Origin of the sequence: Amycolatopsis echigonensis (assembly GCF_002846615.1) — a bacterium.
Lineage (GTDB): Bacteria > Actinomycetota > Actinomycetes > Mycobacteriales > Pseudonocardiaceae > Amycolatopsis > Amycolatopsis echigonensis.
Genome location: NZ_PJMY01000003.1, coordinates 3,429,931 through 3,453,757, shown reverse-complemented (window position 1 = coordinate 3,453,757; position 23,827 = coordinate 3,429,931). Strand labels below are relative to the sequence as shown.

Below are 23,827 nucleotides of genomic sequence, written 5' to 3'. Positions count from 1 at the left end.
ATTCACCCTCAAGGACGCTAGGACCGCGTCTTCGTTGCACGAGTTCACGAAGAATCCAGCTGGTGTTACCGAATCGAGACCACGAGGTCGTGCAACCGGTCCACTACCACCGACGGGGCGGGTTGCTCGGCGATCCGGGCGGCGCAGGCCTCGGTGGAGTCCCGGTAAGCCCGGTCCGCGAGCACCGTCCGGACCGCGTCGAGAATTCCGTCGCCAGAGCCGACCGCGATTCCGGCTTCCGCCGCCTGGATCTGCGCGGCGACTTCGAAATGATCAGTCGCCAACGGCAAGACCACCACCGGCACGCCGTGCGCGAGCGCGCCGAGGACGGTCGCCGACCCGCCATGACAAACCACCGCGTCGACGGCGGGCAGCAGTCGCGTCTGCGGCACGAACTGCTCGATCCGCATGTGGTCCGGCTGCTCGCCGAACCGGTCGACGTCACCGTCCTGGCCGATCGTCGCCACGACGTTCACCGGTTCGTCGCGCAGCGCGGCCACCATTCCTTCCAGCACGCCGGGCCGCGCGTTGTGGGTCGTGCCGAGGGTGACGTAGACCGTTCGGTCATAGGGCAGCCCGTCGAGCACCGCCGGACGCGGGCCAGGCGTCGGCACTACGCCAGCGGGCTGGAGCGGCCAGCGCGTCGGGTACTCCCAGACAACGTCCGCCGGGCTTAGTCCGTCTGGCCAGAAGTCCAGGTACGGCACTGCGTCGCGCGGGGGCAACTCGTCGAGGCCGCGCTGGCGGACCAGGCCGTTGGCGACCTCCCAGGCCCGCTCCATCGTCGCGGCGGACTTCGGCGGGCCGATCGCGTGCATCGCGTACGGCACGCCGGCCAAGCACGCAGCCATCACGGCCGCGCGTTCGGCGAGGTTGGAGATGACGAGATCCGGCTGCCACTCGCGGACGAAGTCGACCATGTCGTCGAGCCGCGAAGCCGCGCCGAGGCCGACCAGGTACTCGGCGACCAGGTGAGAGAGCCGCTCGTCCGCGGTCATCCCGGCCATCTCCTCGCGGGCCCGCTGCCACCTCGAGGCCGCGGCGGCGGGGTCGCTCGGCTGTCCTACCGACACCGCTCGCAGGCCGGTGTTTTCCACATACCGCAGGGCTTCCGGCCCGGTTACGAACGCGACCTCGTCCCCTGCGACGCGTGCTGCCTGGGCGAGCGGAAGCATCGGCGCGAGATGGCTGTACCCGGCTCCGGAGGAGAACATCAGCTGCATCGCGCGAGCGTACGGACTGACCCGATCGGGCGTGACCAAGATGACCGGAAAATAACTGGTACCTCCGTACCAATTTCGCCATACTAGTACGCGTGTCCCAGTCTGCCCATTCCGAAGGCCGCACCACGCTCGCCGACTACCGCGCCGCGCTGACCGCCCCTGGCTCGCGCGGCCCGGTGATCGCGTCGATCCTCGCCCGGCTCCCGATCGCGATGATCGGCATTTCCGCGCTGCTGTACGTGCAGCGCGAAACTGGCTCGTTCGCCGCGGCCGGGCTGGTCTCGGCGAGTTCGCTCGCCGGGGTCTCGGTGGGCGCGGTCGTGCAGGGAAGGCTGATCGACCGGTTCGGGCCAAGCCGTCCGCTGCTGGTCGTCGCCGCGGTGTTCGCGCTGTCGATGGCGTCGCTCGCGGTGGCGATCGAGGCGCACCTGCCGACGTTCGCGCTGATCCCGCTGGCCGCCGCGACCGGGCTCGCGGAGCCGATGGTCGGCTCGGCGTCGCGGGCGCTGTGGACGAAAATCCTGCCGGAAGGACCGGCGCGCAACGCCGCGTTCTCCTACGAGGCGATCAGCATGGAGGTCTTCTTCATTCTCGGCCCCGGCATCGCGGGCCTGCTGATCACCGCGCCGTGGGCGGGCACCGGCATGGTCGCCGGCTCGATCACCATGGTCACCGGCGCGGTGCTGTTCGCGCTGAACCCGACCGTGCGCGCGTGGGGCCCGGCCCCGAAGGCCAAGACGCCGCTGCTCGGCGCGCTGGCCAGCCCCGGAATGCGGACGCTCGCGGTGGCGGCGCTCGGGTTCGGCATGGTGATCGGGTTCGTGGAGGTCGCCGTGCCCGCCGCCGCGACGGAATCCGGGCACCCTTCGCTCAGCGGTCTGCTCCTGTCCGCGTGGTCGTTGAGTTCAGTGGCGTTCGGCGTGGCTTACAGCCTGCACCCGTGGCCGCGACGGCTCAGCCTGCGCCTGCCGGTCCTGCTGGGCGGTTTCGGCGCTCTGGTTGCCCTGCTTGCCCTTCCGTCGAGCCTGTGGGCGTTGGCGCTGCTGATGCTGCTGGCCGGCGCGATGATCACTCCTCAGTCGACGACGCACTCCGCGGCCATCGAGGTCGTCGCCCCGCGCGGCACCGCGGCCGAGGCGTTCGGCTGGGTCCTCACGGCGGTCACGCTGGGCCTGGCGGCTGGCCAGTCGGTGAGCGGGTACCTGGTCGAGCATTCCGGCACTGCCGCGGCTTTCCTGGCCGCTGGGGTGGCTGGTGTCGCGCTGGCAGTGGTGGTGTGGCTGCTGCGGGGAACCGTGCGGGCTGCTTCGCCGGTGCCTGCTGACGATGCACTTGTCGGCGCTGCCGGATAGCCGGTTCCAGTTGCTGTCTGTGTCCTAGCCGCCCACTTCGGCAAGAGATTTCCGCAGTTCAGCGGCTTGGCCCCCGTTTTTGTCGGTGGTCGCCGTTACGTTGCGTGGCATGGATCTCACCTCCTTCGTACGGCCGCTGGCAGCGGTCGTCACCGCCGCGGCCCGACTCCTGTCGAGGCAAGCCCGCCTGCGATTGCGGGCGAGCGCTGACGGTCTCGTCGTGTCCGGCAACGACCGCGACCTGGCCGTCCGGTTCTCCTGCCCAGCGAGCACGCATCTCGACGGCGAAGTCGTGGTGCCGGCCGCGCCATTCGCCGAAACGGTGCGCATGCTGGATGTGGACCAGGTCCGGCTAGCCGTCGAAGGCTCCCGGCTCGCGGTCCGAACGGACCACGCCCGCTTCGCCCTGCCCTTGCTGGACCGCGACCTGCTCCAGGATCCGGCTCCGCCGCCCCTGCTGTCCAAAGTAGACGGAGCAGCCCTCGGCGCGGCCTTGCGCACTGTCGCTGGCACCGCCGCGAAGGACGATCCGCTCCCGGTATTCACCGGCGTGCGCGTGCAGTCGATCGGCGGCGAGCTGTGCCTGACAGCTTCGGACCGCTACCGGATGGCCGTAGCCCGCCTGCCGCTGCGGGAAGTCCGGGAGCCCATCGACGTCCTGGTCCCAGCCACCTTGCTGACCGAAGCCGCCCGTCACGGCGCCGGTGCGATGGGGCTGCACGCCGACCACAGCCACTTCGCCCTGAGCTGGCCGGGCGGCACCGTCACGACGGCGGTCCTGGACGCGGGCTTCCTGTCCGCGGACTCCATCCCGTCCGACGCGGTCGACACGGAAGTCGAAGTGGGCGCCGACGAACTGGCCGCCGCCATCCGCCGAGTCGGCGTCTACTCCGAGGACCGCCGCATCCTGACCCTGGAAGTCGGCGACGCACACCTCCGCCTGGCCAGTGCCCGGCAGGACACCGGCGAGGCAGAGGAACTCCTGAAGGCAAACGTTTGCGGCGACCGGACGTCGCCGTCCTTCCAGGCCCGGTACCTGCTGGACGCCCTCGCTCCGTTCTCCGGAGAACGGGTGCGCCTGGCGATCCAGCCAGGGCTGCGGGCGTGTGTCCTGACCCCGGCCGACGAGGACGGACGGGAGGTGGGATTGAAGTACTACTTGATGCCGATGCTGCCTCGGTGACCGGCGGAGGCTGGTCCACAGTGGACGGCTACTTCGCGCTGGGCGGAGGGCGATCCGGAGTCGTCGCCGAGTGGGCCGAGCGGTGCCGGTACAGGACCTGAGCCGACCTGAGTCGACCTGAGCTGGCCTGGGCGACGTTGGGCGAGGTACCCGGCCTTGCGGAGTCGTGCTGAACGGGCTGCGCCGGAGTCGACACGGCAGGAAGGGTGCCGTTGCCAGGTTCGCGGCGGTTCTGGCTGCTGTAGCCGGGAAGACGGCACGAGTGCGCTGCGACGGGTTGGCCGCCGCCCTCCCGCCTGCGGAGTCCTCCGGGCCTGTGCGGAGTCCTCCGGGCCTGTGCGGTGCGCCCGCGGCCTGTGCGGTGCGCCCCAAAGCCTGTGGGCGTGCCCGCGGCAAGCCTGCATGGGGTTGCCCGCGGCAAGCTTGTGGGTGTGCCCGCAGCCTGTGCGGTACGCCCCAAACCCTGCGGGCGTGCCCGCGACAAGCCTGCGGGTGTGCCCGCAGCAAGCCTGCGCGGGTTGCCCGCGGCAAGCCCGGAGGAACGTCCTGAGCGGTCCTCAGGCAGCCGTTTCCGCGGCCACCGCGGCTTTGACCTCGTCGAAGGTCGGGTTCACCAGCGCGGTCGATCCCACGATCACCGTGGGCACCGTCTCGTTGCCGTTCGCTACCTCGCGGACTCGCTCGGCCGCTCCCGGCTCCTCCCAGATGTTGATTTCCCGGACCGGCAGGCCGCTCTCCATCAGCGGCCGGCGCAAAGCCGAGCAGAAACCGCAGCCTGGTCGCCAGTAGAACTCGACCTCGACGTCACTCATTGTCCGTCCTCCGAAGATGCCCGTAGGTAGTCCAGTTGTGCGCGCACGCTCGCTTCGGCCGGTGCCCAGAGCGCGCGGTCGACGTCGGCGTAGACGACTTCGACCACCTGCCGCGGCGTTGCGTCTTCGCCGAGCGTTCGCAAGGCGGAACGCACCTGATCGAGGCGCTGTTCCCGGTGCGCCAGATACTCCCGCGCGGTCGCGGGCAGATCCGGCAGCTCCGGGCCGTGTCCGGGCAGGCCCGGGGTGCCGTCCGGGAGGGCGATCAGTTTGCGCAGCGAGCGCAGGTAGTCGCCAAGGTCGTGCAGGACCGTCGTGCCTCGGCCGAGGATCGTGTCTCCGGTCAGGAGCTGGCCCGCGACCAGCAGCGAGACCGAATCGTCGGTGTGGCCGGGAGTGTGCAGAACGCTGAAGTCCAGGCCGCCTGCCGTGAAGGAGTCGCCGTCGGCGAAGGGGGGCGCGTCGATGCAGAGGGAGGCGTCAAAGGCTCGTACCGGGGCACCCGTTTTTGACGCGAACCAGGGCGCGCCTTCGGCGTGATCCGGGTGGTGGTGCGTCAGCAGGATCAGCTCCACCGGACCGACGGCGGCGAGCTTCTCCAGGTGGTCCAGGTCGTGGTAGCCGGGGTCGACGACCACCGCGGCCTCGGCGTCGGGGGCGCGCAGCACCCAGGTGTTGGTGCCCTCCAAGGTCATCGTCGACGGGTTGTTCTCCAGCAACACCGACGCGGTTTCGGAAACACGGCGCAGCACGCCATAAGCAGGAGCGGTCACTCAGGACTCCGAAGTATCGAGGACAACGCGGATGTTCTCGCCGTCCCGGACCAGGGTCGGCACGGTCTTCACGATCTCGCGCGGCTCCGCGAGCACCGCGTCGGCCTGAGAAAACTCGGCGAGTTCGACGAGGGTCAGCCAGGTCGGCGGCATCAGCGCGCGACGGCCTTCGCGCGCGTCCGCGACTGCCTCGGCGGGCGGCTGCCAACCGGCGGCGGCCGCTTCGGAGGTCGCGCCGTCGGCGCGCTGGCCTTCGGGCAGCTTCGCGACGAAGAAGCGGGTGTCGTATCGACGCTGTTCCTGCGGCGGCGTGACCCAGTGTGCGTACGGGTGCAGCAGGTCGGCGCGCAGCGTGAGCCCGGCGTCGGCGAGGAACCCGGCGAGCGAGATTTCCCGTGATTCCAAGGCTTTCCGGGCTTCGTGATACGGCGTGACGTCGGCGACCACCGAGTCCTCGGTCCCGGCCAGCAGCACGCCGGACTCCTCGAAGGTCTCCCGCACCGCAGCACACACGAGCGCGCGGGCGAGGCTTTCGTCGCACGTGAACTGCTCGGCCCACCACGACGGCGGCGGGCCGGCCCAAGCCACGGAAGCGTCGGCGTCGCGCGGATCCACCCCGCCGCCGGGGAACACGGTCATCCCGCCGGCGAACGCCATGCCCATCACGCGGTGCTGGAGAAAGACCTCCACACCCTCCGAAGCGTCCCTCAGCAGGATCACCGTGGCGGCGTCCTTCGGGGTCGCCGGCGGGCCATCCGCGTTGTCCCGGATCGCGATGCCGGGACGGGCGGGGATGTCGAAAACGAATTCACGCGGCCGTTCCACCCGGGCAACATACCTCGCAATCCGTACGCGTCGCGGATTACTTGTGTCACCTCGCGACAGGTCCGCGAAGGGGCCCTTCACGACTCAGAGGCCAGTGCCAGGGCTTAAAGGCGGCACAATGGCACGCCGACCCCAGATCGAAGAACCTCGCTTGCTGTTGGCGGGCCAGCCGGGCAGGGAGCGGACAAGAACCAGCCACATAGTGGCTAATCGGGCATTTCGCGGTGCTTAGCGTCCTTTGTAGACGCTCAGCAGCCGGTGGGACCACGCCGTTTAAGTCCCTGACCTGGGGATCAGAGTCCGTGAAGGCGGCGCGCCCGACGAAGCCCGAAGCAGCGAAAGGACCCCTCGCAGGAATCGCGAGGGGCCCTTTCACGGAACAACCAGGGACTTCAGGACCAGTGCTGGTCCCCGCCGGAACGGGACGCGCCGTTGAGCCGCAACCGGGCGGCCTCGGCACGCTCGCGCTCAGCCAGTTCTTCGTGCAGCTCGCGCAGCAGCGCGCGGTCGCGTTCGGACAGGCTCGGATCGTCCAGATCCAGCGCGGGCAGCTCGACCACCTCGTGCATGCTCGGCTTGCCCGCGGCGATCTCGCGGCCCTTCTCCGGGTCCTCGGCCAGCGCGCGCCGCAGCTGCGCCACCTCGGACGGCGTCAGGTCCGACGTGCGCTCGGCACGCGTCTCCGACCCGGCCGTGCGCGGACGCTCCGAAGACCCGGCGGGCTCGGCCGCCGGCTCCGGCATCGAGACCGGCTGCGCGGGCACGGACTGCACGATCGGCACCACGGGCGCGACCGGCACCACCGGCTCGGCCGCGGCGACCGGTTCCGGTTCGGGCTGACGGTGCCCGTGCCGGCTCGGCGTCTCGGAGACCGGTTCGGGCACCGGAGCCGAAGCGGGCGCCGGGGCGCTGCGCTGCGGAGCCGGGTCCGGCCGGTAGTCCGGAGCCGAATGCGTGCTGCCGGTGACCCACACCGGGCTCGCGACGGCACCCGCGGCCTGGTGGTAGTCGGACTGCGGGATCCCCGGGCCGCTCACCTCGACCACCGAGCGGATGCCCGCCCGGCGCAGCGCGGTGTCGACGCGGAACGCGACCGCGGGCGGGTTGCCCTCGGGACCCAGCTCGACCAGCACGACCCGCTGCGGCAGCGCGCCCGGCACGCTGCCCGCCGGGGTGTTGCGCCACACCGCGTGCACGGAACGCACGTCGGGCAGCACCTGCAGGGTGCGGTCGAGCGCCTCGGCGAGGCCGAACTCGGGCTGGTTGTCGCCGGTGAACCGGTGCGTCTGCATCGGCTCGTGGTCGGCGACCAGCAGGTCGTTGGCGAGCGTCGCGTCCGACCGGCTCATCTCGAGCACCAGCGCCAGCTCGCGCTGTTCGGCCTCGCTCACCGGGATCCGGCCCGCGATCAACGTGCCGGTGGTGAGTTCCACCGCCTCGTCGATGTGGGCCCGGGCGATCAGTTCCCGCGCTTCGGTGAGCGCGCTGTCGTCGATGCGGCCCGCCAGGGCCAGCAACAAGTTATGCAGGCGCAGGGGCACCGAGAACCCGTCCATCGGGCCGTCGTGAACCTCCACCATGGCTCTGCTCCTCCCAGCTCGCCTGGCGGCAACGAGCGTTAAGCGGCGACAAGTCGATGACCGGCGCCCGCGGCGCCTACGCAGACCAGCTCGGACTCGGCGAGCGCGGCCCGGTGGTACCCGGGAAGGTCGAAGCGCGGCGGGATGACCTCGACGCTGGGTTCCTCGTCGCCCATGACCCGCAGCACCCGCTGCAGTTCACCGGTGAGCCGGGGCTGCCCCGCGGTCGCCGTCACCAGCAGGACTCGCTTCGCCCCGCCCTCGCCGGAAGCGCCGCCGAGGCGCCGCCAGCTCTGCCTTACTTCCCCCACGTCCGCGCGTCCCCGCAACGTTGCGTGGAGCAAGACGGACACAGAGTCGACGGAGTTCACCCATTCGGGCGCACTCTGCGTGAATGTGTACCTGGTCTCGGTGACGTCGTCTACCCCCAGGGTCGAACTCACCTGGTGCCAGTCGGCGCCGTGCGGGATCAGACCGGCCACGAGCAGGCGGTACTCCGCCTGGTCCAGATCGATCCTGTGCTTGAGCAAAGACCTCGGCAGGGTCCGCGCGAGCGTCCCCATCGCGCCTTCGCCGAGCCAGTCGCGGAACCGCCACAACAGCTGGTCCGGCGTGCGGCCGGCGAGCCGCAGCAGCAGTTCGTGCAGGGACTGTTCGATGTCGGGGTCCATCACTCCACCTCCACGATCAGTTCGACTTCCACCGGCGACGCGATCGGAAGCTCCGCGACGCCGACGGCCGACCGGGCGTGCACCCCGGCGTCGCCGAAGATCTCGCCGAGCAGCTCGGACGCCCCGTTCACGACCGCGGGCTGGCCGGTGAAGCCCTCCGCGGAGGCGACGAAACCGACCACCTTGACAATCCGGACAACAGAATCGATGCCGACGAGGGCGTGCACCGCGGCGAGCGCGTTCAGCGTCGCCGTGCGGGCGTGGCCCTTGGCTTCCTCCGGGCTGATCTCGCCGCCCACCTTGCCGGTGGCGGCGAGCTTGCCGTCGACGAACGGCAGCTGGCCGGAGGTGTAGACGTGCGAGCCGGTGCGCACGGCCGGCACGTACGCGGCCAGCGGTGCGGCGACTCCGGGCAGTTCGATGCCGAGCTCGGCGAGCCGGTCGCTCCAGGTCAACGCCGCCCCCTCAGCTCTTCGGCCGCTTCAGGTACGCGACGTGCTGTTCGCCGCTCGGGTTGGGCAGCACGGTCACCAGCTCCCAGCCGTCCTCGCCCCACTGGTCGAGAATCTGCTTCGTAGCGTGGATCAGCAGCGGGACGGTGGCGTACTCCCATTTGGTCGCACTCATGACTCGGGAGCGTAACCAAGCGGGCAAGGCCCCTCCGGACCGCCGCCGCCGAAAGCCCGTCACCCGTCCAGGGGTACGTCCGGCTAGGCCGGGTGAGTGTGGGTCACTTCACATCCGATCGTCGCTCGCTAGCGTGAGCGCGTGGAGACCTGGCGGATCGTCGCGACCGTGCTGCTCGCCGTGGCCGGGGTCCCGCTCGTGCTGGCGGTGATGGCCAAGACCCGGGACCGGGTGAACGATTCGGGCCAGGTGGCGATCGCCGGCGCGGTCACCCTCACCGGGCTGATCGTCGTGGCCGTGCTCACGCTGACCGTGCTGCCCGGCCTGGTGACCTGGATCGTCGTCGCGGTGGTCGCCGCTGCGGTCAGCGTCATGATGCTGGCCAGCTGAGCGCCGGTTTAGTGTTGGGGACGTGACCACACCCTCCGCCGGCTGGACCGACGAGCTCGCCAGGGCCCGGCTGCATTTCGTCACCGGCAAGGGCGGAACCGGCAAGACCACGCTCGCCGCGGCGCTGGGTCTCGCGCTCGCCTCGGGCGGCCGCCGGGTGCTCTTGATCGAGGTCGAGGGCCGCCAGGGCATCGCCCAGCTTTTCGACACCGAACCGCTGCCGTACGCGGAGCAGCGGATCGCGGCGGTCCCCGGCGGCGGCGAACTGCGCGCGCTGCACATCGACGTCGAAGCCGCGCTGCTCGAATACTTCGAGATGTTCTACAACCTCGGTTTCGCCGGGCGGACGCTGCGCCGGATGGGGGCGATCGAGTTCGCCACCACGCTCGCGCCGGGCCTTCGCGACGTCCTGCTCACCGGCAAGATCAAGGAATGCGTCGGGCGCACGGAATCCGACGGCCGCCACACCTACGACGCGGTCGTGGTCGACGCGCCGCCGACCGGGCGCGTGGTGAAGTTCCTCGACGTCACCAAGGCCCTCACCGACCTCGCCAAGACCGGCCCGATCCGCGGCCAGGCCGACGGCGTCGTCCGGCTGCTGCATTCCGGCGAGACCGCCGTGCACCTCACCACGCTGCTGGAGGAGATGCCGGTACGCGAGACCGTCGAGGCGGTGGCCGAACTGGACGGAGCCGACCTGCGTCCGGGCGCGGTGCTGGTGAACCGGGTCCGTCCGCCGCGGCTGCCCGCGCGGTCGGTGACCGCGGCCGCCGACGGCCGGGTGGACGCCGACCGGGTGCGCTCCGGCCTCGCCTCGGCCGGGCTGAACCTGCCGGAGGCGACGCTCGACGCGCTCGTGGAGGAAACCGTCGAGCACGCCGTCCGCGTCGCCGCCGAACAGCGGGCCCGCGAACAGCTCGCCGAGGCCGATCTGCCGACGCTGGAGCTGCCGGACCTCACCGACGGCGTCGACGTCGCCGCGCTCTACGAACTCGCCGAAACGCTGCAGGAACAGGGGGTGCGCTGATGCCCGCCGACACGACGCTCGACGTGGACGCCCTCCTCGACGACCCGGACAGCCGCGTGATCGTGTGCTGCGGTTCCGGCGGCGTCGGCAAGACCACCACTGCGGCCGCGCTCGCGTTACGGGCCGCCGAACGCGGCAGGCAGACCGTGGTGCTCACGATCGACCCGGCGCGCCGGCTCGCGCAGGCGCTCGGGCTGCGCGAACTGGGCAATCAGCCGAGGCAGGTGCAGGTCGAGGGTTTCGAGCCCAAGGGCGAGCTGTGGGCGATGATGCTCGACATGCGCCGCACGTTCGACGACATGGTGCGCGTGCACGCCGGGCCCGAACGGGCCGAGCAGCTGCTGCAGAACCCCTTCTACCAGACCATTTCCACGTCGTTCTCCGGCACGCAGGAGTACATGGCGATGGAGAAGCTGGGCCAGCTCGCGGCGACCGACGAATGGGATCTGATCATCGTCGACACGCCGCCGAGCCGGTCCGCGCTCGACTTCCTGGACGCGCCGACCCGGCTGTCCACCGCGCTCGACGGCCGGATGATCCGGCTGCTCACCGGCCCGGCGAAGGCCGGCGGCTGGGGTCTGCGCAAGGTGGTCAGCGCCGGGTTCTCGATGTTCGCGAAGGCCGTGTCGACGATCATCGGCGGCCAGCTGCTCGCCGACGCGTCCGCGTTCATGCAGGCCTTCGACAGCATGTTCGGCGGCTTCCGCGAACGCGCGCGCAAAACCGCCGAGCTGCTGCGCTCGTCGGGCACCTCGTTCCTCGTGGTGGCCGCGCCGGAGCCGGACGCGCTGCGCGAGGCGTCTTACTTCGTGGAGCGGCTCGCCGGAGAGTCGATGCCGCTGGCTGGCCTGGTCGCCAACCGCACGCACCCGGTGCTCGCGCCGCTGTCCGCGACCGAAGCGCTGACCGCCGCGGAGTCGGTGCAGAACGCGCCGCTCGCCGAGGCCGTGCTGCGGCTGCACGCCGACCGCGTCGCCCTGGCCGAGCGTGAAAACCGGCTGCTGGCGCGCTTCACCCGCGCGCATCCCGAAGTGCCGCTGACCCGGGTGCCCGCGCTCGCCGGTGACGTGCACGACCTCGAAGGCCTGCGCGACATCGGAGTGAAACTGACGTCGTGAGTGGCTACGCCGGTGAGCACCGGCGTAGCCACTCACGAGAAAAATCAGCCCGCCGCTGCGGCCAGCGCGTCCCGCTTGGCCGCTTCGAGCAGGTCGGTCCAGCTGGTCACGTCCGGGCGACGGCGCAGCAGGGCGCGCCGCTCCCGTTCCGTCATCCCGCCCCAGACCCCGAAATTGATCCGGCCGTCGAGTGCCTCGGCGAGGCATTCGGTGCGGACCGGGCACCCCATGCACACGGCTTTCGCCCTGTTCTGTTCGGCGCCTCGCACGAACAACCCGTCGGGATCAGCGTCCCGGCACGAGGCATCGACCCGCCAGCCAACCTGATTGGTTTGCATACCCCCAGCTCCCTCATCTGGTGTATGGCACCAGCGAAGGCGAAGCTCCCGCTCCCACCCCCGCGAGCGTTTCCCACTGCGTCGCACGTCGGTGACGGCACCTCCCCGGTGCCGCTGCCTCCGTCCGGACCAGCCAGGCTCCCACCCGGTCTGCTCCGTCTGTCGGCATCTACGTGAGACGTTGACGGACTGTAGGGTCCCTCGGTTCCCTCCGTCGAGACCTAGCATGCATTCCGTTACCTGAGGTCACGACACGGGGGCCCGTTAATGATCTCCGGACGGGGCGCGCGGGCGTGAGGTCACGAAGGCGACACGGGCCTTCAGTACCCTGGCTTTCGTGCGCAAAACGGATGGTCTTTTCAAGCTCCTCGGCCTGTGCCTGCTGGCAGGGGTGCTGGTCGCCGGGATCATGTTCCCGGTGGTGGGCGCCGCGGGGGTCGTGTCCAACCAGGCGAGCGAAACGGTCGACAAGACGTCGTCCGACCTCGCCGACATCCCGCCGCCGTTGGTGACGACTGTCACCGACTCCGGCGGCAAGCCGATCGCGACGCTGTACGACCAGTACCGCATCCCGGTGCGCCCGGACCAGATCAACCCGGCACTGAAGTGGGCGCTGCTGTCGGCCGAGGACAAGGCCTTCTACGAGCACCACGGGGTGAACTGGGGCCGGACGCTGCGCGCCGCCGTCTCCAACTCCGCGGGCGGGGACACGCAGGGCGCCTCGACGATCACGCAGCAGTACGTGAAGAACTACCTGATCAACGTCGTCTACCGGAACGACAAGGTCGGGCAGGCGAAGGCGCAGGAGCAGTCGCTCTCGCGCAAGCTCAAGGAAGCCCGGATCGCGATCAACCTCGAGACCAAGCTCTCGAAGGACCAGATCCTCGCCGGGTATCTCAACATCGTCGAGTTCTCCCGGAAGATCTACGGGGTCGGAGCGGCCGCGCACGCCTACTTCAACACCACGCCGGAGAACTTGACCGTTCCGCAGGCCGCGCTGCTCGCCGGCATCGTGAACAACCCGATCGTCGACGACCCGTGGAACCACCCGGACAAGGCGACGAAGCGGCGCAACCTGGTGCTCGACCGGATGGTCAGCAACCAGAAGCTGGCGAAGGCCGACGCGGACAAGTTCAAGGCGGAACCGCTCGGCGTGGTACCCGACACCCCCTCGAAGCCCCCGTCCAACTGCACCGGGGCCGGTCCCGAGAACGGCTTCTTCTGCCAATACGTCGAGGACTATTTGATCAAGTCCGGGATGTCGAAGGACCAGCTGTACACCGGCGGCTACACGATCAAGACCACGCTGGACGAGAAGGCCAACCACGAGGCGAAGGTCTCGGCCGAGCAACAGGTGAACAAAACCCAGAAGAACGTCGCGAACACGCTCTCGCTGATCCGGCCCGGCAAGGACCGGCATGAAGTGGTGGCGCTAGCGGCGAACCGGGATTACGGCATCGACGCGGATCAAGGGCAAACGACATACGCACTCCCGTCCGGCGTGTTCAACACCGGCGGTGCGGGGTCGAGCTACAAGATCTTCACCACCGCGGCGGTGCTGAATCAGCACATCGCCGGGATCTACAGCACCATCCCGGTCGGCAACAGCTACGTCTCGCACGTGTTCACCGGCAGCCAGCCGCATTGTCCGCCGACGGGCGCGCCGAACACTCGCTGGTATTGCGTGGGCAACGCCGGCAACGGCTACCCCGATTCGGCTTCGTTGCAGACGGCACTGGCGACCTCGCCGAACACCGCTTTCGTGGCGCTGGAAGACAAGCTCGGCAGCACCGGTCCCGCCATCGACATGGCGACGAAGCTGGGCATGCGCGAGACCATGGCGAGCAACCCCGGCGGCGGAAAGGTCGACCCGAAGTCGGACGACCCGGGCAGGAACCAGACCCAGGCGCAGGCCTACGGCCCCAAGGGCAGCTACCCGGGCACGGGTGCGTTCACGCTCGGCTTCAGCCCGACGAGCGGCCTGGAACTGGCGAACGTCGCCGCGACCATCCTGAGCGGCGGCAAATGGTGCCCGCCGACCCCGCTGGCGTCGGTGACCGACCGCGACGGCAAACCCGTGCCGATCAAGGAGGCCGCGTGCGAGCAGGTCGTTCCGGAAGGCCTCGCGAACACCATGGCGGTCGGCATGAGCAAGGACGACCAGCCGGGCGGCACCTCCGCAAAGGCCGCTGAAGCCGCCGGCTGGAACCGCCCGCTCGTCGGCAAGACGGGTACGACCCAGAACAACGGCTCGGCGACCTTCGTGGCCGGCACGCCGCAAATGGCCGGTGCGGCCATGGTGTTCCGTCCGGAAGGCGGCAGCGGCGGTCTCTGTTACGACAGCCCAGGCAACGTGTACACCTGCGGCGACGGCAACATGTTCGGCGGCAAGACGCCCGCGCAGACCTGGTTCGGCGCGATGACGAACATCATGAAGGACCAGCCGGTTGTGCCGCTGCCGCCGGAGGATCCGGCGTACACCAACTGAATCCGGTGAAAACGGGGCGGGGGACGCGATCTCCCGCCTCGTTTCGCTTGTCCGGGCCTCAGCGTCATCCCTTGAGCGCTATCCGGAAGAGCCGCACGATCGCGATCAGAAAGCCGGGTCCCAGCACGATCAGCCACACCTGCGGCGCCCAGGTGCTAGGCATGCCGCGGTCCCAGTACTCATACGCCGGCCACCCCAGCGAAAACAGCACAACCGCGCTCAGCGCCCAGGGTTCTGCCCTCCGGCGCCACGGGAACACCGCCAACACCACCAGCAGGATGAGCACTGCCAGCAAGAAGAGAATCGCTATCTCCATAGCCAGGCTCCGCATCCCTGTCGGACTGGTCCAATCCAATACGATCCAACGACGGCCGCCGCCGGATGTCGAGAGAACACCACTGAGAGCTTCGCCCTACGCCATCCGGCACCGGCCACAGCGGGCGACCCGGTCGAACACGTATCCTCGACCATGTGAGCACGCTCGGTAACACCAGTCCGCCCGGGGGCACCGCGAAGCGGTGGGCCGCGGGGACCATCGCCCTCGGGGCCGCCACCCTCGGTTACGCCGTCGGCATCGAACGCCGCCGCTGGACACTGCGGACCGCCGAGCTGCCCGTACTCGCGCCCGGCACCGCGCCGTTCACCATCCTGCACGTCTCCGACCTGCACATGCTCCCCGGGCACCAAGCCAAACAGCGCTGGGTCGCCGCGCTCGACGAACTCGAACCCGACCTCGTCGTCAACACCGGCGACAACCTCTCCCACCGCACCGCGGTCCCCTCCGTGCTCCGCGCTCTCGGCCCGCTGCTGGACCGGCCGGGACTGTTCGTCTTCGGCAGCAACGACTACTACGCGCCGAAGCCCAAAAACCCCGCGCGCTACCTCATGCCCCGCGGCAAAAAGAAGCGCATCCACGGCACCCAGCTGCCCTGGCGCGACCTCCGCGCCGCCTTCGTCGAACACGGCTGGGTCGACCTGACGCACGTCCGCCGCACCATCGACGTCGGCGGCCGCGCCGTCTTCGCCGCCGGCGTCGACGACCCGCACCTCCACCGCGACCGCTACTCCGACATCGCCGGACCCGCCGACACCGCCGCGGCCGTCCGCCTCGGCGTCACCCACTCCCCGGAACCGCGCGTCCTCGACACGTTCGCCACCGACGGCTACGACCTCGTCCTCGCCGGCCACACCCACGGCGGACAACTCCGCATCCCCGGCTACGGCGCCATCATCACCAACTGCGAACTCGACCGCAGCCGCGCCCGCGGCGCCTCCCGCTGGGGAGCCCGCATGTGGCTCCACGTCTCCGCCGGACTCGGCACCTCCCCCTACGCCCCCGCCCGCTTCGCCTGCCCGCCCGAAGCGAGCCTGTTGACGCTGGTCCCGCGCGGATCGGGCACCCCCGACCCCCGCAAACCAGCCCCGCGTAAAGCCGCGAAACCCGTCCGCTAGACTTACTCCCGACCCGCTAAGCAGTACCTCGGGGTGTGGCGCAGCTTGGTAGCGTGCCTCGTTCGGGTCGAGGAGGTCGTGGGTTCAAATCCCGCCACCCCGACTGGTGAGTGAGGCCTGTCATCCGCAGAAAGCGCGGATGGCGGGCCTCACTTCGTTGTGTCTTCTGGGGGTCGGACCCCCAGGCCCCCGCCAGGGGGCGAGCCCCCTGGACCCCCGAAGGTGCATCGGTTGCGGTTGGCGAGTGAGCGGCCGCTCGGGGCCTTCTCTGTTAGCGGGTGGCGGTTAGTTCTTGCCAGCATTGGTGGAAGTCGCCTACGGCGGGGGACTTTGTCCAGGACCACGCGGAGCGGGCGGCTGAGGTCAGTTGGTCGTGGTCTTTGGTGAGGGGTTTCGAGAGGGCTGCGGCCAGGCGGGACTCTACGTAGGTGGCTAGGGCTCGATAGGGCAGGTCTTCTCGGTAGCGCGTGCGTTCGGTGATGTTGGTGAAGCCCGCGGCGGCGATTTTGGCGGCTATGGTGCGGCCCGAGAAGGGGTCGCCGCCGTTGTGGCGGCGCAAGAGGTAGTGGCCGCGTAGGGCGGCGTCTACGTTTGCGGTTCTCGGGCGGATTTTCGCGCGGCTCCAGTCTGAAGTGGAGATTGCCAGGTGGCCGCCTGGGCGGAGGACTCGGCGGATTTCCGCTAGTGCCGCGGCGGGGTTTGTCAAGTGTTCGAAGAGGGCGTGCGAGAAGACTGCGTCTATTGATGCTGTCGCGAATGGCAAGGCGTATGCGGTGGCATTGATGTAGTCCACTGTGGACGTAGGTGCCGGGAGCAGCGGGCGGTGGACGTCTACGCCTATTACGTGGCAGGAGGGGGCCAAGGTGGCGGTGATGGAGCCTTGGCCGCAGCCTAGGTCCAGGACTCTTGAGCCTGGCGTGAAGAGCGGTTGGGCGAACGCGGCGCGGTCACTCGCTGTGCGTGTGTTCATCATCGACAGCGCGTCTTGGGCGTAGCCCGGCGCGTAACCCTCCAGCACCCCGCACAGAGTACGGGTGGAAGGTGGCAGGATCGAGGGGTGAGCACGCAGTCAGGCAACCAAAATCCGCCCGCGGTGGTCCCGGACCGCCTGTTCGACGACCCCGAAGCCGAAAAGCGCTGGCTGGCGCGGTTCCACGCGCCGCGCATCTCGGTGCCCGAATGGGCCCGCGACGCACCCGACGCCAACGTGTACGTCTCCAACGCCAGTGGCGTATGGGAGGTGTACGCGTGGGACCGGGCCACCGACAGTCACCGGCGCGTCACCAACCGGCCCAACGGCACCTTGCACGCGACCCCCTCGCCCGACGGAACGGCCATCTGGTGGTTCGACGACACCGACGGCGACGAGTTCGGGTCCTGGCGCAGCCAGGCGTTCGACGGCGACAGCTCCGCGGCCGTCAAAGCACTGCCCGACATTCACGACGGATATCCGGCCGGACTCGAAATCGGCCGGCGAGTCATCGCCGCCGGTGTCTCGACCGACGACGGCAGCGAACTGTTCGCGAAAATCGACGGCGTCACCGAGCGGTTTTACCAGCACGCGGACGACGCGGGAATCGCGTCCATGTCACGCGACGAAAGCCTGCTCGCTATTTCCCATTCCGAGCACGGCGATTCCCGGCACCCGGCCTTGCGCGTGCTGTCCACCGACGGGTTCACCACCGTCGCGGAGAAGTGGGACGGCGAAGGAAAAGGCTTGCAGGCGCTGGAGTTCTCGCCCCTGCCGGGGGACCAGCGCCTGCTGGTCCTGCACGAACGCCGCGGTCGCGAAGAACTGCTGATCTGGGACGTGCGGGCGGACACCGAAACCGAACTGCTGATCGACCTCCCCGGCGAGGTCGTCGCGGACTGGTATCCGGACGCGCGCGCCCTGCTCGTCGTGCACTTCCACCAGGCACGCAGTTCGTTGTACCGCTACGACCTCGACACCGGTGAACTGTCCGCTGTGGACACTCCGGCCGGACGGATCGGCGGCGCGGGCGTGCGGCCCGACGGCACCATCGAGTACTCGTGGTCCAGCGCCGCCGAGCCCGCCGCGGTCCGCGCCCGCGCGGCCGACGGCACCGACTCCGTGCTGCTGACGCCGCCGGGAGAGCGCGCCCCGGGCTCGTCGCCGGTCACCGACGCGTTCGTGGAGGGCGTCGGCGGACGGATCCACGCGCTGGTTTCCCGGCCCGCAGACGCCCCGGAAGGCCCGCTGCCGACAGTGTTTTCGCTGCACGGCGGCCCGCACGCGGCGGACGAGGACCGGTTCTCCGCCTACCGCGCGACGTGGCTGGACGCCGGATTCGCCGTGGTCGAGGTGAACTATCGCGGATCCACCGGCTACGGCTCGGCGTGGCGGGACGCCATCGAAGGCCGCCCGGGCCTGACCGAACTGGAAGACGTCGCGGCGGTCCATGACTGGGCGGTCGAAAGTAGACTGTCCGATAAGGACAAGTGCGTCGTGAACGGCGCTTCGTGGGGCGGATACTTGACGCTGCTGGCGCTGGGCACCCAGCCGACGCGGTGGGCCGCTGGTGTCGCGGGCGTTCCGGTGGCCGACTACGTGGCCGCGTACGAGGACGAGATGGAACAGCTGCGTTCGTTCGACCGCGCCCTGTTCGGCGGCTCCCCGGAGGACGTGCCAGCGGTGTACCGCGAATGCTCGCCGCTGACGTACGTGGACGCGGTGTCCGCCCCGGTGCTCATCCTGGCCGGCGACAACGACCCGCGGTGCCCGATTCGGCAGATCGAGAACTACCTGGACCGCCTCGCGAAACGCAACGCACCCCACGAGTTCTACCGCTACGACGCGGGACACGGCTCGCTGGTGATCGCCGAGACGATCAAGCAGACGTCTATTGAGGTGTACTTCGCCTTGCGGGCGTTGGGAATGCGCTGAGGGTTCGGGCCGTCCAGGGTTTCCTGGACGGCCCGGTCTCACAGCCCGCGCTTAGCGCCCTTCAACTGCGCCACCGCGGCCTCGTCCCCTTCGAACTCCACCCGCACCGCATCCCGGCCGAAGACGAACAGCAGCAGCTCCACCGGCTCTCCCACCACGGTCACCACCGGAGCCCCCGACTTCACCGAGGCCGACTGGCCGTCCGGAGTCCGCAGCACCACGCCGACCGGCGACTTGCGCAGGTTCAGCTTCGCCGTCCGCGTCGCCAGCCTCCAGGCCGCAGCGTCTCGCGAAGGGTCGGCCGGGCGCGGGGTCCACTCCGGTTGCGCCCTGCGGACATCTTCGTGGTGCACCAGGAACTCGGCACTGTTCGCCACCTCGTCCACCGGCCCGATCGACGTCGGCCAGAAGCGCGACGGGCCCCGACGCACCTGGGCGACCAGGTCGTCCCACGGGCGCGCCGCGACCCCGTCCTGCACTCGCTGCGTGTGACCGGCGAGCGCGGGCACCAGGATCCCGGGCATCGCGTCCGGCCGGTGTTCGCGTACGACCAGGTGCGCGGCCAGGTCCCGCGTCTGCCAGCCCTCGCACAGGGTCGGGGCGTCCGGCCCGAGCTGCTCGAAGAGGTCGCTCAGCGCTTGGCGTTCATCCTTGGCAAGGCCCATGTCCAGGCACAGTACTGCGTGGCGAAGCCACTCCGCTGAGGGCGGTGGAGGGGAGGAAGGCGGAGTACTCGCTGGTAGCGATCAGTGGTGGAATCCCGTCGACGTGGCTGGGTCGTGCTGCGGGGACGGCTGCCGGTTCAGCTCCGGAAGGATGCGCTTCAAATCGCCTAGCAACAGGTCGGCCAGGTCGTGCGTGAAGCCGTTGCGGACGACGACCCGCAGCACCGCCAGGTCGGTGCGGTTGTCCGGGAACGTGTACGCGGGCACGAGCCAGCCTCGTTCGCGGAGCCGGCGGGAAACGTCGAAGACATCGAACGAGGTGACGTCCGAGCGCGTCGTGAAGGCGAAAACCGGCAACTGGTCGCCGCGAGTGAGGAGTTCGAACGGCTCGAGCTTGGAGATCTCGTCGGCCAGATACGTCGCCACGTCGCGCGATGCTTGTTGCACCGCACGGAAACCTTCGCGACCCAGCCGGACGAATGTGTAGTACTGCGCGGCGACTTCCGAGCCAGGCCGGGAGAAGTTGAGCGCGAAGGTCGGCATGTCGCCGCCGAGGTAATTGACGTTGAACACCAGTTCCTCGGGCAGCGCCGCCTTGTCGCGCCACACGACCCAGCCGACGCCGGGGTAGACGAGGCCGTATTTGTGCCCGGAGGTGTTGATCGACGCGACGCGCGGCAGCCGGAAGTCCCATTCCAGGTCTTCGTCGAGGAACGGGGCGATCATCGCGCCGGACGCGCCGTCGACGTGCACCGGGATGTCCCAGCCGGTCCGCTCCTGCAGCGCGTCGAGGGCGGCCGCGACCTCCGCGACCGGCTCGTAGCTGCCGTCGAAGGTCGACCCGAGGATGGCGACGACGCCGATGGTGTTCTCGTCGCAGAGCTTGACCGCTTCTTCCGCGGACAGGTGGTACCGGTCGCCCTCCATCGGCACGAACCGCGGCTCGACTTCCCAGTATTCGCAGAACTTTTCCCAGCACACCTGGACGTTGATGCCCATCACCAGGTTCGGCTTCCCGGTGCGGCCCAGCTTCGACCAGCGCCGCTTCAGCGCCATTCCGGCGAGCATGCAGGCCTCGGACGACCCGGTGGTCGAGCAGCCCATGATGTCGGCGGGATCAGGCGCGTGCCACAGGTCGGCGAGGATGTTGACGCAGCGCCGCTCGAGTTCCGCGGTCTGCGGGTACTCGTCCTTGTCGATCATGTTCTTGTCGACGCATTCGGCCATCAGCTCGCGAGCCTGCGGCTCCATCCACGTCGTGACGAACGTGGCGAGGTTGAGCCGTGCGTTGCCGTCGAGCATCAGCTCGTCGCGCACCAGCTGCAGCGCCGTGTCCGGCGGCAGCGAATCGTCCCGCAGCCGGTCGCGCGGCATCGTGAAATCCGCGGCGAGCGCCGGATTGCTCCCGGCGTACAACGGATTCGTGCCGGTCTTCCGGTCTGCCCGATCTTGTTTCCCCTGATGCAGCACCATGTCAGCGAACCTACTGCCGGGCGTCCGCGACGACCACCGGACGAAAGAAAAGCCGCCCGCGGCGAAGGCGGACGGCTTTTCTCCAGGAGAGGTGTGGTCAGGCTTGCTGCGCCTGCCACATCCAGTGCGCCTCTTCCAGCGCGCGGGCGATCTCGATGAACAGATCCTGCGTCACGAGGTCGCTCTTGTCGGTTTCGTCGATGCGCTTGCGGAGCCGTTCGATCAGCGCCGCGAGGGTGTCGACGATCGCGGCGATGGTGGACTCGACGGACTGCCAGTTGTCCGGGTACTCCGGCGCACCGGAGCTCGCCACGACGGTCTTCGCCTTGCCGTTGGGCGAAACCCCGATCGCGGCGGCCCGCTCGGCCACCTCGTCGACGTACTGCCGCGCGGTCGACACCAGCTCGTCGAGCTGCAGGTGCGCGCTGCGGAAGTTCTGGCCCACGACGTTCCAGTGCGCTTGCTTCGCGATCAGCGACAGGTCGATCAGGTCGGTCAGCGTCGCCTGCAGCGCGTTGCCGGTGATCTCCTTGTCCGAATCGGAAAGCGGGCTCTTGATCGGGGAAGTGGTCATCTCGGGTGTCCCTCCTCTGTCTTGGTTCAGACGGTGGTGGTCAGCTCCACCTCGATGTTGCCGCGGGTCGCGTTGGAGTACGGGCAGACCTGGTGCGCCTGCTCGACCAGCTGGTCGGCGTCGGCCTTCGCCAGACCGGGCAGCGACACGTCGAGCCGCACGCCGAGCTGGAACCCGGCGTCCTTCTTGAAGACGCTGACCGAACCGGTCACCGTCGCCGCTGGCAGCGCCACCTTCGCCTGCCGGGCCACGGCCTGCAGCGCGCTCAGGAAGCACGCGGAGTACCCCGCGGCGAACAGCTGCTCCGGGTTGGTTTTGTCGCCGCCGGGACCGCCCATCTCCTTGGGGATCGCCAGCGACTCGTCCAGCACGCCGTCCGAGGACGTCACGTCGCCGTTGCGCCCTTCTCCTCGCGCGGTCGCGACAGCGGTGTAAATCGGCTCGGCCATGCGTGTTACCTCCTCATTGGGACGCCTCCGGAGTCAGCGTCTCAGTGAGTTCAACGCCCCGCATCCGCGGAACAGTGCCCCGGCATGGCAGTCATCACCCCCGGAATAACCGGGTGGTGAGGAGGTGAAACCTCAGCGTGCGCGAAGCAGCGCGTGTCCCGCGACCTGCTCCCCGATGAGCCGCAGCGTGCGGACGCTCTTCTCGTCGGACGCGCCGCCGCCCTCGTCGAATTTCGTCTCGGCGGAGTTGATCGAACCGCCCAACGGGGTGGACCAGCCGCGCAGAGCGTGCGTGATCGTGCGGAGCTGCTCGAGCGTGGTGACCGCGGCCTGCCAGCCGTACGCGACGGCGGCGAGACCCACCGCGCGGCCGTCAAGATAGGGACGGGTGTCCTCGCGGAGGTCCTCGATGTAGTCGAGGGCGTTCTTGACCAGCCCGGACAGCCCGCCGTGGTAGCCGGGAGAGACGACGATTAGCCCATCCGCCTGGCGCACGCCCTCGATGAGCTTCCGCGCGCGTTCGTCCCGCTCCGGGACGGCGGTGTCGTAGAACGGCAGGACCAGCTCGGGGCCCGGGATCAGCTCGGTCACGACGCCGCGTTCCTCGGCAGCGGCGAGCGCGATGCGCAACGCGCGCTCGGATTGCGAGCCCTCTCGCAGCGAGCCGCCGATACCCAGCACCTTGACGCTTTTGGCGGAAGTCACAGGTCGAGGCTAACCCCTCTACCTAAGTAGAGGACCAGGATCTGAGACGGAGGCTTGGGTCACATGCCGACTGGACCAACGTCCCTACTGGCAAGTAACCTCAGCCCATCCGGCGTTCGAGGAGGAACGATGGCCATTCCGCCGCAGATCCGCGCCCAGGCTGCCGCCGCGCAGTTCTTGTTCTGGCTGCCCCGGCCGGTGCGCAGACTGATCGCCGGTGCGCCGCTGCGACTGGACGGCCAGGAACTCGCTCTCGACGCCCAGTTGCTGCTGAAGTTGCAGAAGCTGGGCGGTGCTTCGCTGGTCAACGGGTCGGTCGAGCAGTCCCGCGCGCTGCTGGAAGCGAGCCAGCACCTGGTGAACGGCAAGCGGATCGAGCCGGTGGCGACGCGTGACGTCGCCATTCCGTCCGGCGAGGCGTCCCTCGACGCCACCCTCTACACCCCGGCCGGTCTGCCGGAACCGTCGCCGCTGCTGGTGTTCTTCCACGGCGGCGGATGGGTCATCGGCAGCCGGGCCACCCACGACAACGCCGCGCGCTACCTCGCGAAGCATGCCGGGGTCCGGGTGCTGTCAGTGGAGTACCGGCTCGCTCCGGAAAGCCCGTTCCCCGGGCCGGTGGAGGACGCGCTGGCCGCGTTCGACTACGCACACGCCAAGGCGGCCGACCTCGGCGCGGACCCGGACCGGATCGCGGTGGGCGGCGACAGCGCGGGCGGCAACCTGTCCGCCGTCGTCGCGCTGGAGGCGACGCGGCGCGGCGGCCCGGCGCCGGCGTTCCAGCTGTTGATCTACCCGGCGGTCGATTTCACCACGCGACGCCGGTCCCGCGAGATCTTCGGCGAAGACCTCTTCCTCACCGACGAGGCGATGGTGTGGTTCGAGGGGCATTACGCGCCCGAGGGTGTCGACAAGGCCGACCCGCGGATGTCGCCGTTGCTCGCGTCTGACCACAGTGGACTCCCGCCCGCCTACATCGTGACCGCGGGCTTCGACCCGCTGCGCGATGAAGGCGAGGCGTACGCGGAAAAACTGCGCTCGGCGGGCGTACCGGTGGCGCTTAGCCGGCAGGCCGACCTGATCCATGGATTCCTCAACTTCGCCGGGGTCGGGTCGCGGTTCCGGGAGGCGATCGCCGAGATGGCCGGCGCACTGCGGGTGGGACTCGCCAAGCGGTCCTGAGCGGCGTCGCCGGTC

The 23,827-nt window shown here is 69.5% G+C and carries 25 protein-coding genes and 1 tRNA gene; 10 read left to right on the top strand and 16 right to left on the bottom strand.

What is annotated here, in order from left to right; all coding sequences use genetic code 11:
- Window positions 1-65: 65 nt before the first annotated feature.
- Window positions 66-1,223, bottom strand: a complete 1,158-nt coding sequence (locus tag ATK30_RS21270) for a glycosyltransferase (RefSeq protein ID WP_101440974.1) — start codon at window positions 1,221-1,223, stop codon at window positions 66-68.
- 92 nt (window positions 1,224-1,315) lie between these two features.
- On the opposite strand from ATK30_RS21270, the gene ATK30_RS21265 reads away from it, so the two are divergent.
- Together ATK30_RS21265 and ATK30_RS21260 are read left to right on the top strand one after the other, a co-directional pair.
- The gene (locus ATK30_RS21265) at window positions 1,316-2,575 is read left to right on the top strand and encodes an MFS transporter (RefSeq protein ID WP_101437093.1); all 1,260 of its coding nucleotides are present in this window, start codon (window positions 1,316-1,318) and stop codon (window positions 2,573-2,575) included.
- Between the two features lie 109 nt (window positions 2,576-2,684).
- Window positions 2,685-3,758, top strand: a complete 1,074-nt coding sequence (locus ATK30_RS21260; protein ID WP_101437092.1) for a DNA polymerase III subunit beta — start codon at window positions 2,685-2,687, stop codon at window positions 3,756-3,758.
- 557 nt (window positions 3,759-4,315) lie between these two features.
- Here ATK30_RS21260 and ATK30_RS21255 read toward each other — a convergent pair.
- The 7 genes from ATK30_RS21255 to ATK30_RS21225 form a co-directional block, all read right to left on the bottom strand.
- Window positions 4,316-4,570, bottom strand: coding sequence for a glutaredoxin domain-containing protein (locus tag ATK30_RS21255; protein WP_101437091.1), 255 nt, complete (start codon window positions 4,568-4,570; stop codon window positions 4,316-4,318).
- Window positions 4,567-5,343, bottom strand: a complete 777-nt coding sequence (locus ATK30_RS21250; protein ID WP_101437090.1) for an MBL fold metallo-hydrolase — start codon at window positions 5,341-5,343, stop codon at window positions 4,567-4,569. Before ATK30_RS21250 ends, ATK30_RS21255 begins: the two co-directional genes overlap by 4 nt.
- Window positions 5,344-6,168 (bottom strand): NUDIX hydrolase, encoded by an 825-nt coding sequence (locus ATK30_RS21245; RefSeq protein WP_101437089.1) that lies wholly within the window; start codon window positions 6,166-6,168, stop codon window positions 5,344-5,346. It abuts the gene before it with no gap.
- Window positions 6,169-6,560: 392 nt separating this feature from the next.
- A complete protein-coding gene (locus ATK30_RS21240) occupies window positions 6,561-7,748 on the bottom strand; it encodes a hypothetical protein (protein WP_101437088.1) in 1,188 nt (395 codons plus the stop codon).
- A gap of 38 nt (window positions 7,749-7,786) precedes the next feature.
- A complete protein-coding gene (locus ATK30_RS21235) occupies window positions 7,787-8,419 on the bottom strand; it encodes a hypothetical protein (RefSeq protein ID WP_101437087.1) in 633 nt (210 codons plus the stop codon).
- Entirely contained in the window at window positions 8,419-8,874 is a 456-nt protein-coding gene (locus tag ATK30_RS21230; protein ID WP_101437086.1) for a RidA family protein, read from the bottom strand. The genes ATK30_RS21235 and ATK30_RS21230 overlap by 1 nt, the downstream gene beginning before the upstream one ends.
- A 10-nt stretch (window positions 8,875-8,884) precedes the next feature.
- The gene (locus ATK30_RS21225; RefSeq protein WP_020664158.1) at window positions 8,885-9,046 is read right to left on the bottom strand and encodes a DUF4177 domain-containing protein; all 162 of its coding nucleotides are present in this window, start codon (window positions 9,044-9,046) and stop codon (window positions 8,885-8,887) included.
- A gap of 141 nt (window positions 9,047-9,187) precedes the next feature.
- Between ATK30_RS21225 and ATK30_RS21220 the strand changes: the two genes are divergently transcribed.
- Genes ATK30_RS21220 through ATK30_RS21210 form a run of 3 tightly spaced genes read left to right on the top strand, consistent with a single transcriptional unit; the run spans window position 9,188 to window position 11,581 of the window.
- Window positions 9,188-9,436: a hypothetical protein gene (locus ATK30_RS21220; protein ID WP_101437085.1), complete on the top strand. Its 249-nt coding sequence runs from the start codon at window positions 9,188-9,190 to the stop codon at window positions 9,434-9,436.
- A 22-nt stretch (window positions 9,437-9,458) separates the two neighbouring features.
- Window positions 9,459-10,463, top strand: a complete 1,005-nt coding sequence (locus ATK30_RS21215) for an ArsA-related P-loop ATPase (protein WP_101437084.1) — start codon at window positions 9,459-9,461, stop codon at window positions 10,461-10,463.
- A complete protein-coding gene (locus tag ATK30_RS21210; protein ID WP_101437083.1) occupies window positions 10,463-11,581 on the top strand; it encodes an ArsA family ATPase in 1,119 nt (372 codons plus the stop codon). The genes ATK30_RS21215 and ATK30_RS21210 overlap by 1 nt, the downstream gene beginning before the upstream one ends.
- Before the next feature lie 44 nt (window positions 11,582-11,625).
- Here the strand turns inward: ATK30_RS21210 and ATK30_RS21205 are convergent, their stop codons facing one another.
- Window positions 11,626-11,919, bottom strand: coding sequence for a WhiB family transcriptional regulator (locus ATK30_RS21205; protein WP_020664154.1), 294 nt, complete (start codon window positions 11,917-11,919; stop codon window positions 11,626-11,628).
- A gap of 337 nt (window positions 11,920-12,256) precedes the next feature.
- Here ATK30_RS21205 and ATK30_RS21200 point away from each other — a divergent pair, with 337 nt between their 5' ends.
- On the top strand, window positions 12,257-14,407 hold the full coding sequence (locus ATK30_RS21200) for a transglycosylase domain-containing protein (RefSeq protein WP_101437082.1): 2,151 nt from the start codon (window positions 12,257-12,259) through the stop codon (window positions 14,405-14,407).
- Window positions 14,408-14,471: 64 nt separating this feature from the next.
- Here the strand turns inward: ATK30_RS21200 and ATK30_RS21195 are convergent, their stop codons facing one another.
- On the bottom strand, window positions 14,472-14,723 hold the full coding sequence (locus tag ATK30_RS21195) for a hypothetical protein (protein WP_101437081.1): 252 nt from the start codon (window positions 14,721-14,723) through the stop codon (window positions 14,472-14,474).
- 155 nt (window positions 14,724-14,878) lie between these two features.
- On the opposite strand from ATK30_RS21195, the gene ATK30_RS21190 reads away from it, so the two are divergent.
- Both ATK30_RS21190 and ATK30_RS21185 read left to right on the top strand, forming a co-directional pair.
- Window positions 14,879-15,859 (top strand): metallophosphoesterase, encoded by a 981-nt coding sequence (locus ATK30_RS21190; RefSeq protein ID WP_167441968.1) that lies wholly within the window; start codon window positions 14,879-14,881, stop codon window positions 15,857-15,859.
- 29 nt (window positions 15,860-15,888) lie between these two features.
- Window positions 15,889-15,962, top strand: a tRNA-Pro gene (locus ATK30_RS21185).
- Between the two features lie 168 nt (window positions 15,963-16,130).
- Here the strand turns inward: ATK30_RS21185 and ATK30_RS21180 are convergent.
- Window positions 16,131-16,877 (bottom strand): methyltransferase domain-containing protein, encoded by a 747-nt coding sequence (locus ATK30_RS21180; RefSeq protein ID WP_101437080.1) that lies wholly within the window; start codon window positions 16,875-16,877, stop codon window positions 16,131-16,133.
- 39 nt (window positions 16,878-16,916) lie between these two features.
- Here ATK30_RS21180 and ATK30_RS21175 point away from each other — a divergent pair, with 39 nt between their 5' ends.
- Complete coding sequence (locus tag ATK30_RS21175; RefSeq protein ID WP_101437079.1) at window positions 16,917-18,764, top strand: S9 family peptidase; 1,848 nt, start codon at window positions 16,917-16,919, stop codon at window positions 18,762-18,764.
- 38 nt (window positions 18,765-18,802) lie between these two features.
- Here the strand turns inward: ATK30_RS21175 and ATK30_RS21170 are convergent, their stop codons facing one another.
- The 5 genes from ATK30_RS21170 to ATK30_RS21150 all read right to left on the bottom strand — a co-directional run bounded on the left by ATK30_RS21170 (window position 18,803) and on the right by ATK30_RS21150 (window position 22,630).
- A complete protein-coding gene (locus ATK30_RS21170; protein WP_101437078.1) occupies window positions 18,803-19,429 on the bottom strand; it encodes a TIGR03085 family metal-binding protein in 627 nt (208 codons plus the stop codon).
- Window positions 19,430-19,510: 81 nt separating this feature from the next.
- A complete protein-coding gene (locus ATK30_RS21165; RefSeq protein WP_101437077.1) occupies window positions 19,511-20,902 on the bottom strand; it encodes a glutamate decarboxylase in 1,392 nt (463 codons plus the stop codon).
- Between the two features lie 97 nt (window positions 20,903-20,999).
- Entirely contained in the window at window positions 21,000-21,476 is a 477-nt protein-coding gene (gene dps / locus ATK30_RS21160; RefSeq protein ID WP_101437076.1) for a DNA starvation/stationary phase protection protein Dps, read from the bottom strand.
- Between the two features lie 26 nt (window positions 21,477-21,502).
- The gene (locus ATK30_RS21155; RefSeq protein WP_067577076.1) at window positions 21,503-21,925 is read right to left on the bottom strand and encodes an organic hydroperoxide resistance protein; all 423 of its coding nucleotides are present in this window, start codon (window positions 21,923-21,925) and stop codon (window positions 21,503-21,505) included.
- Window positions 21,926-22,057: 132 nt separating this feature from the next.
- Window positions 22,058-22,630 (bottom strand): NADPH-dependent FMN reductase, encoded by a 573-nt coding sequence (locus tag ATK30_RS21150; protein ID WP_208637385.1) that lies wholly within the window; start codon window positions 22,628-22,630, stop codon window positions 22,058-22,060.
- A 129-nt stretch (window positions 22,631-22,759) separates the two neighbouring features.
- Between ATK30_RS21150 and ATK30_RS21145 the strand changes: the two genes are divergently transcribed.
- Complete coding sequence (locus ATK30_RS21145) at window positions 22,760-23,812, top strand: alpha/beta hydrolase (RefSeq protein ID WP_101437075.1); 1,053 nt, start codon at window positions 22,760-22,762, stop codon at window positions 23,810-23,812.
- The last annotated feature ends 15 nt before the right edge of the window (window positions 23,813-23,827 follow it).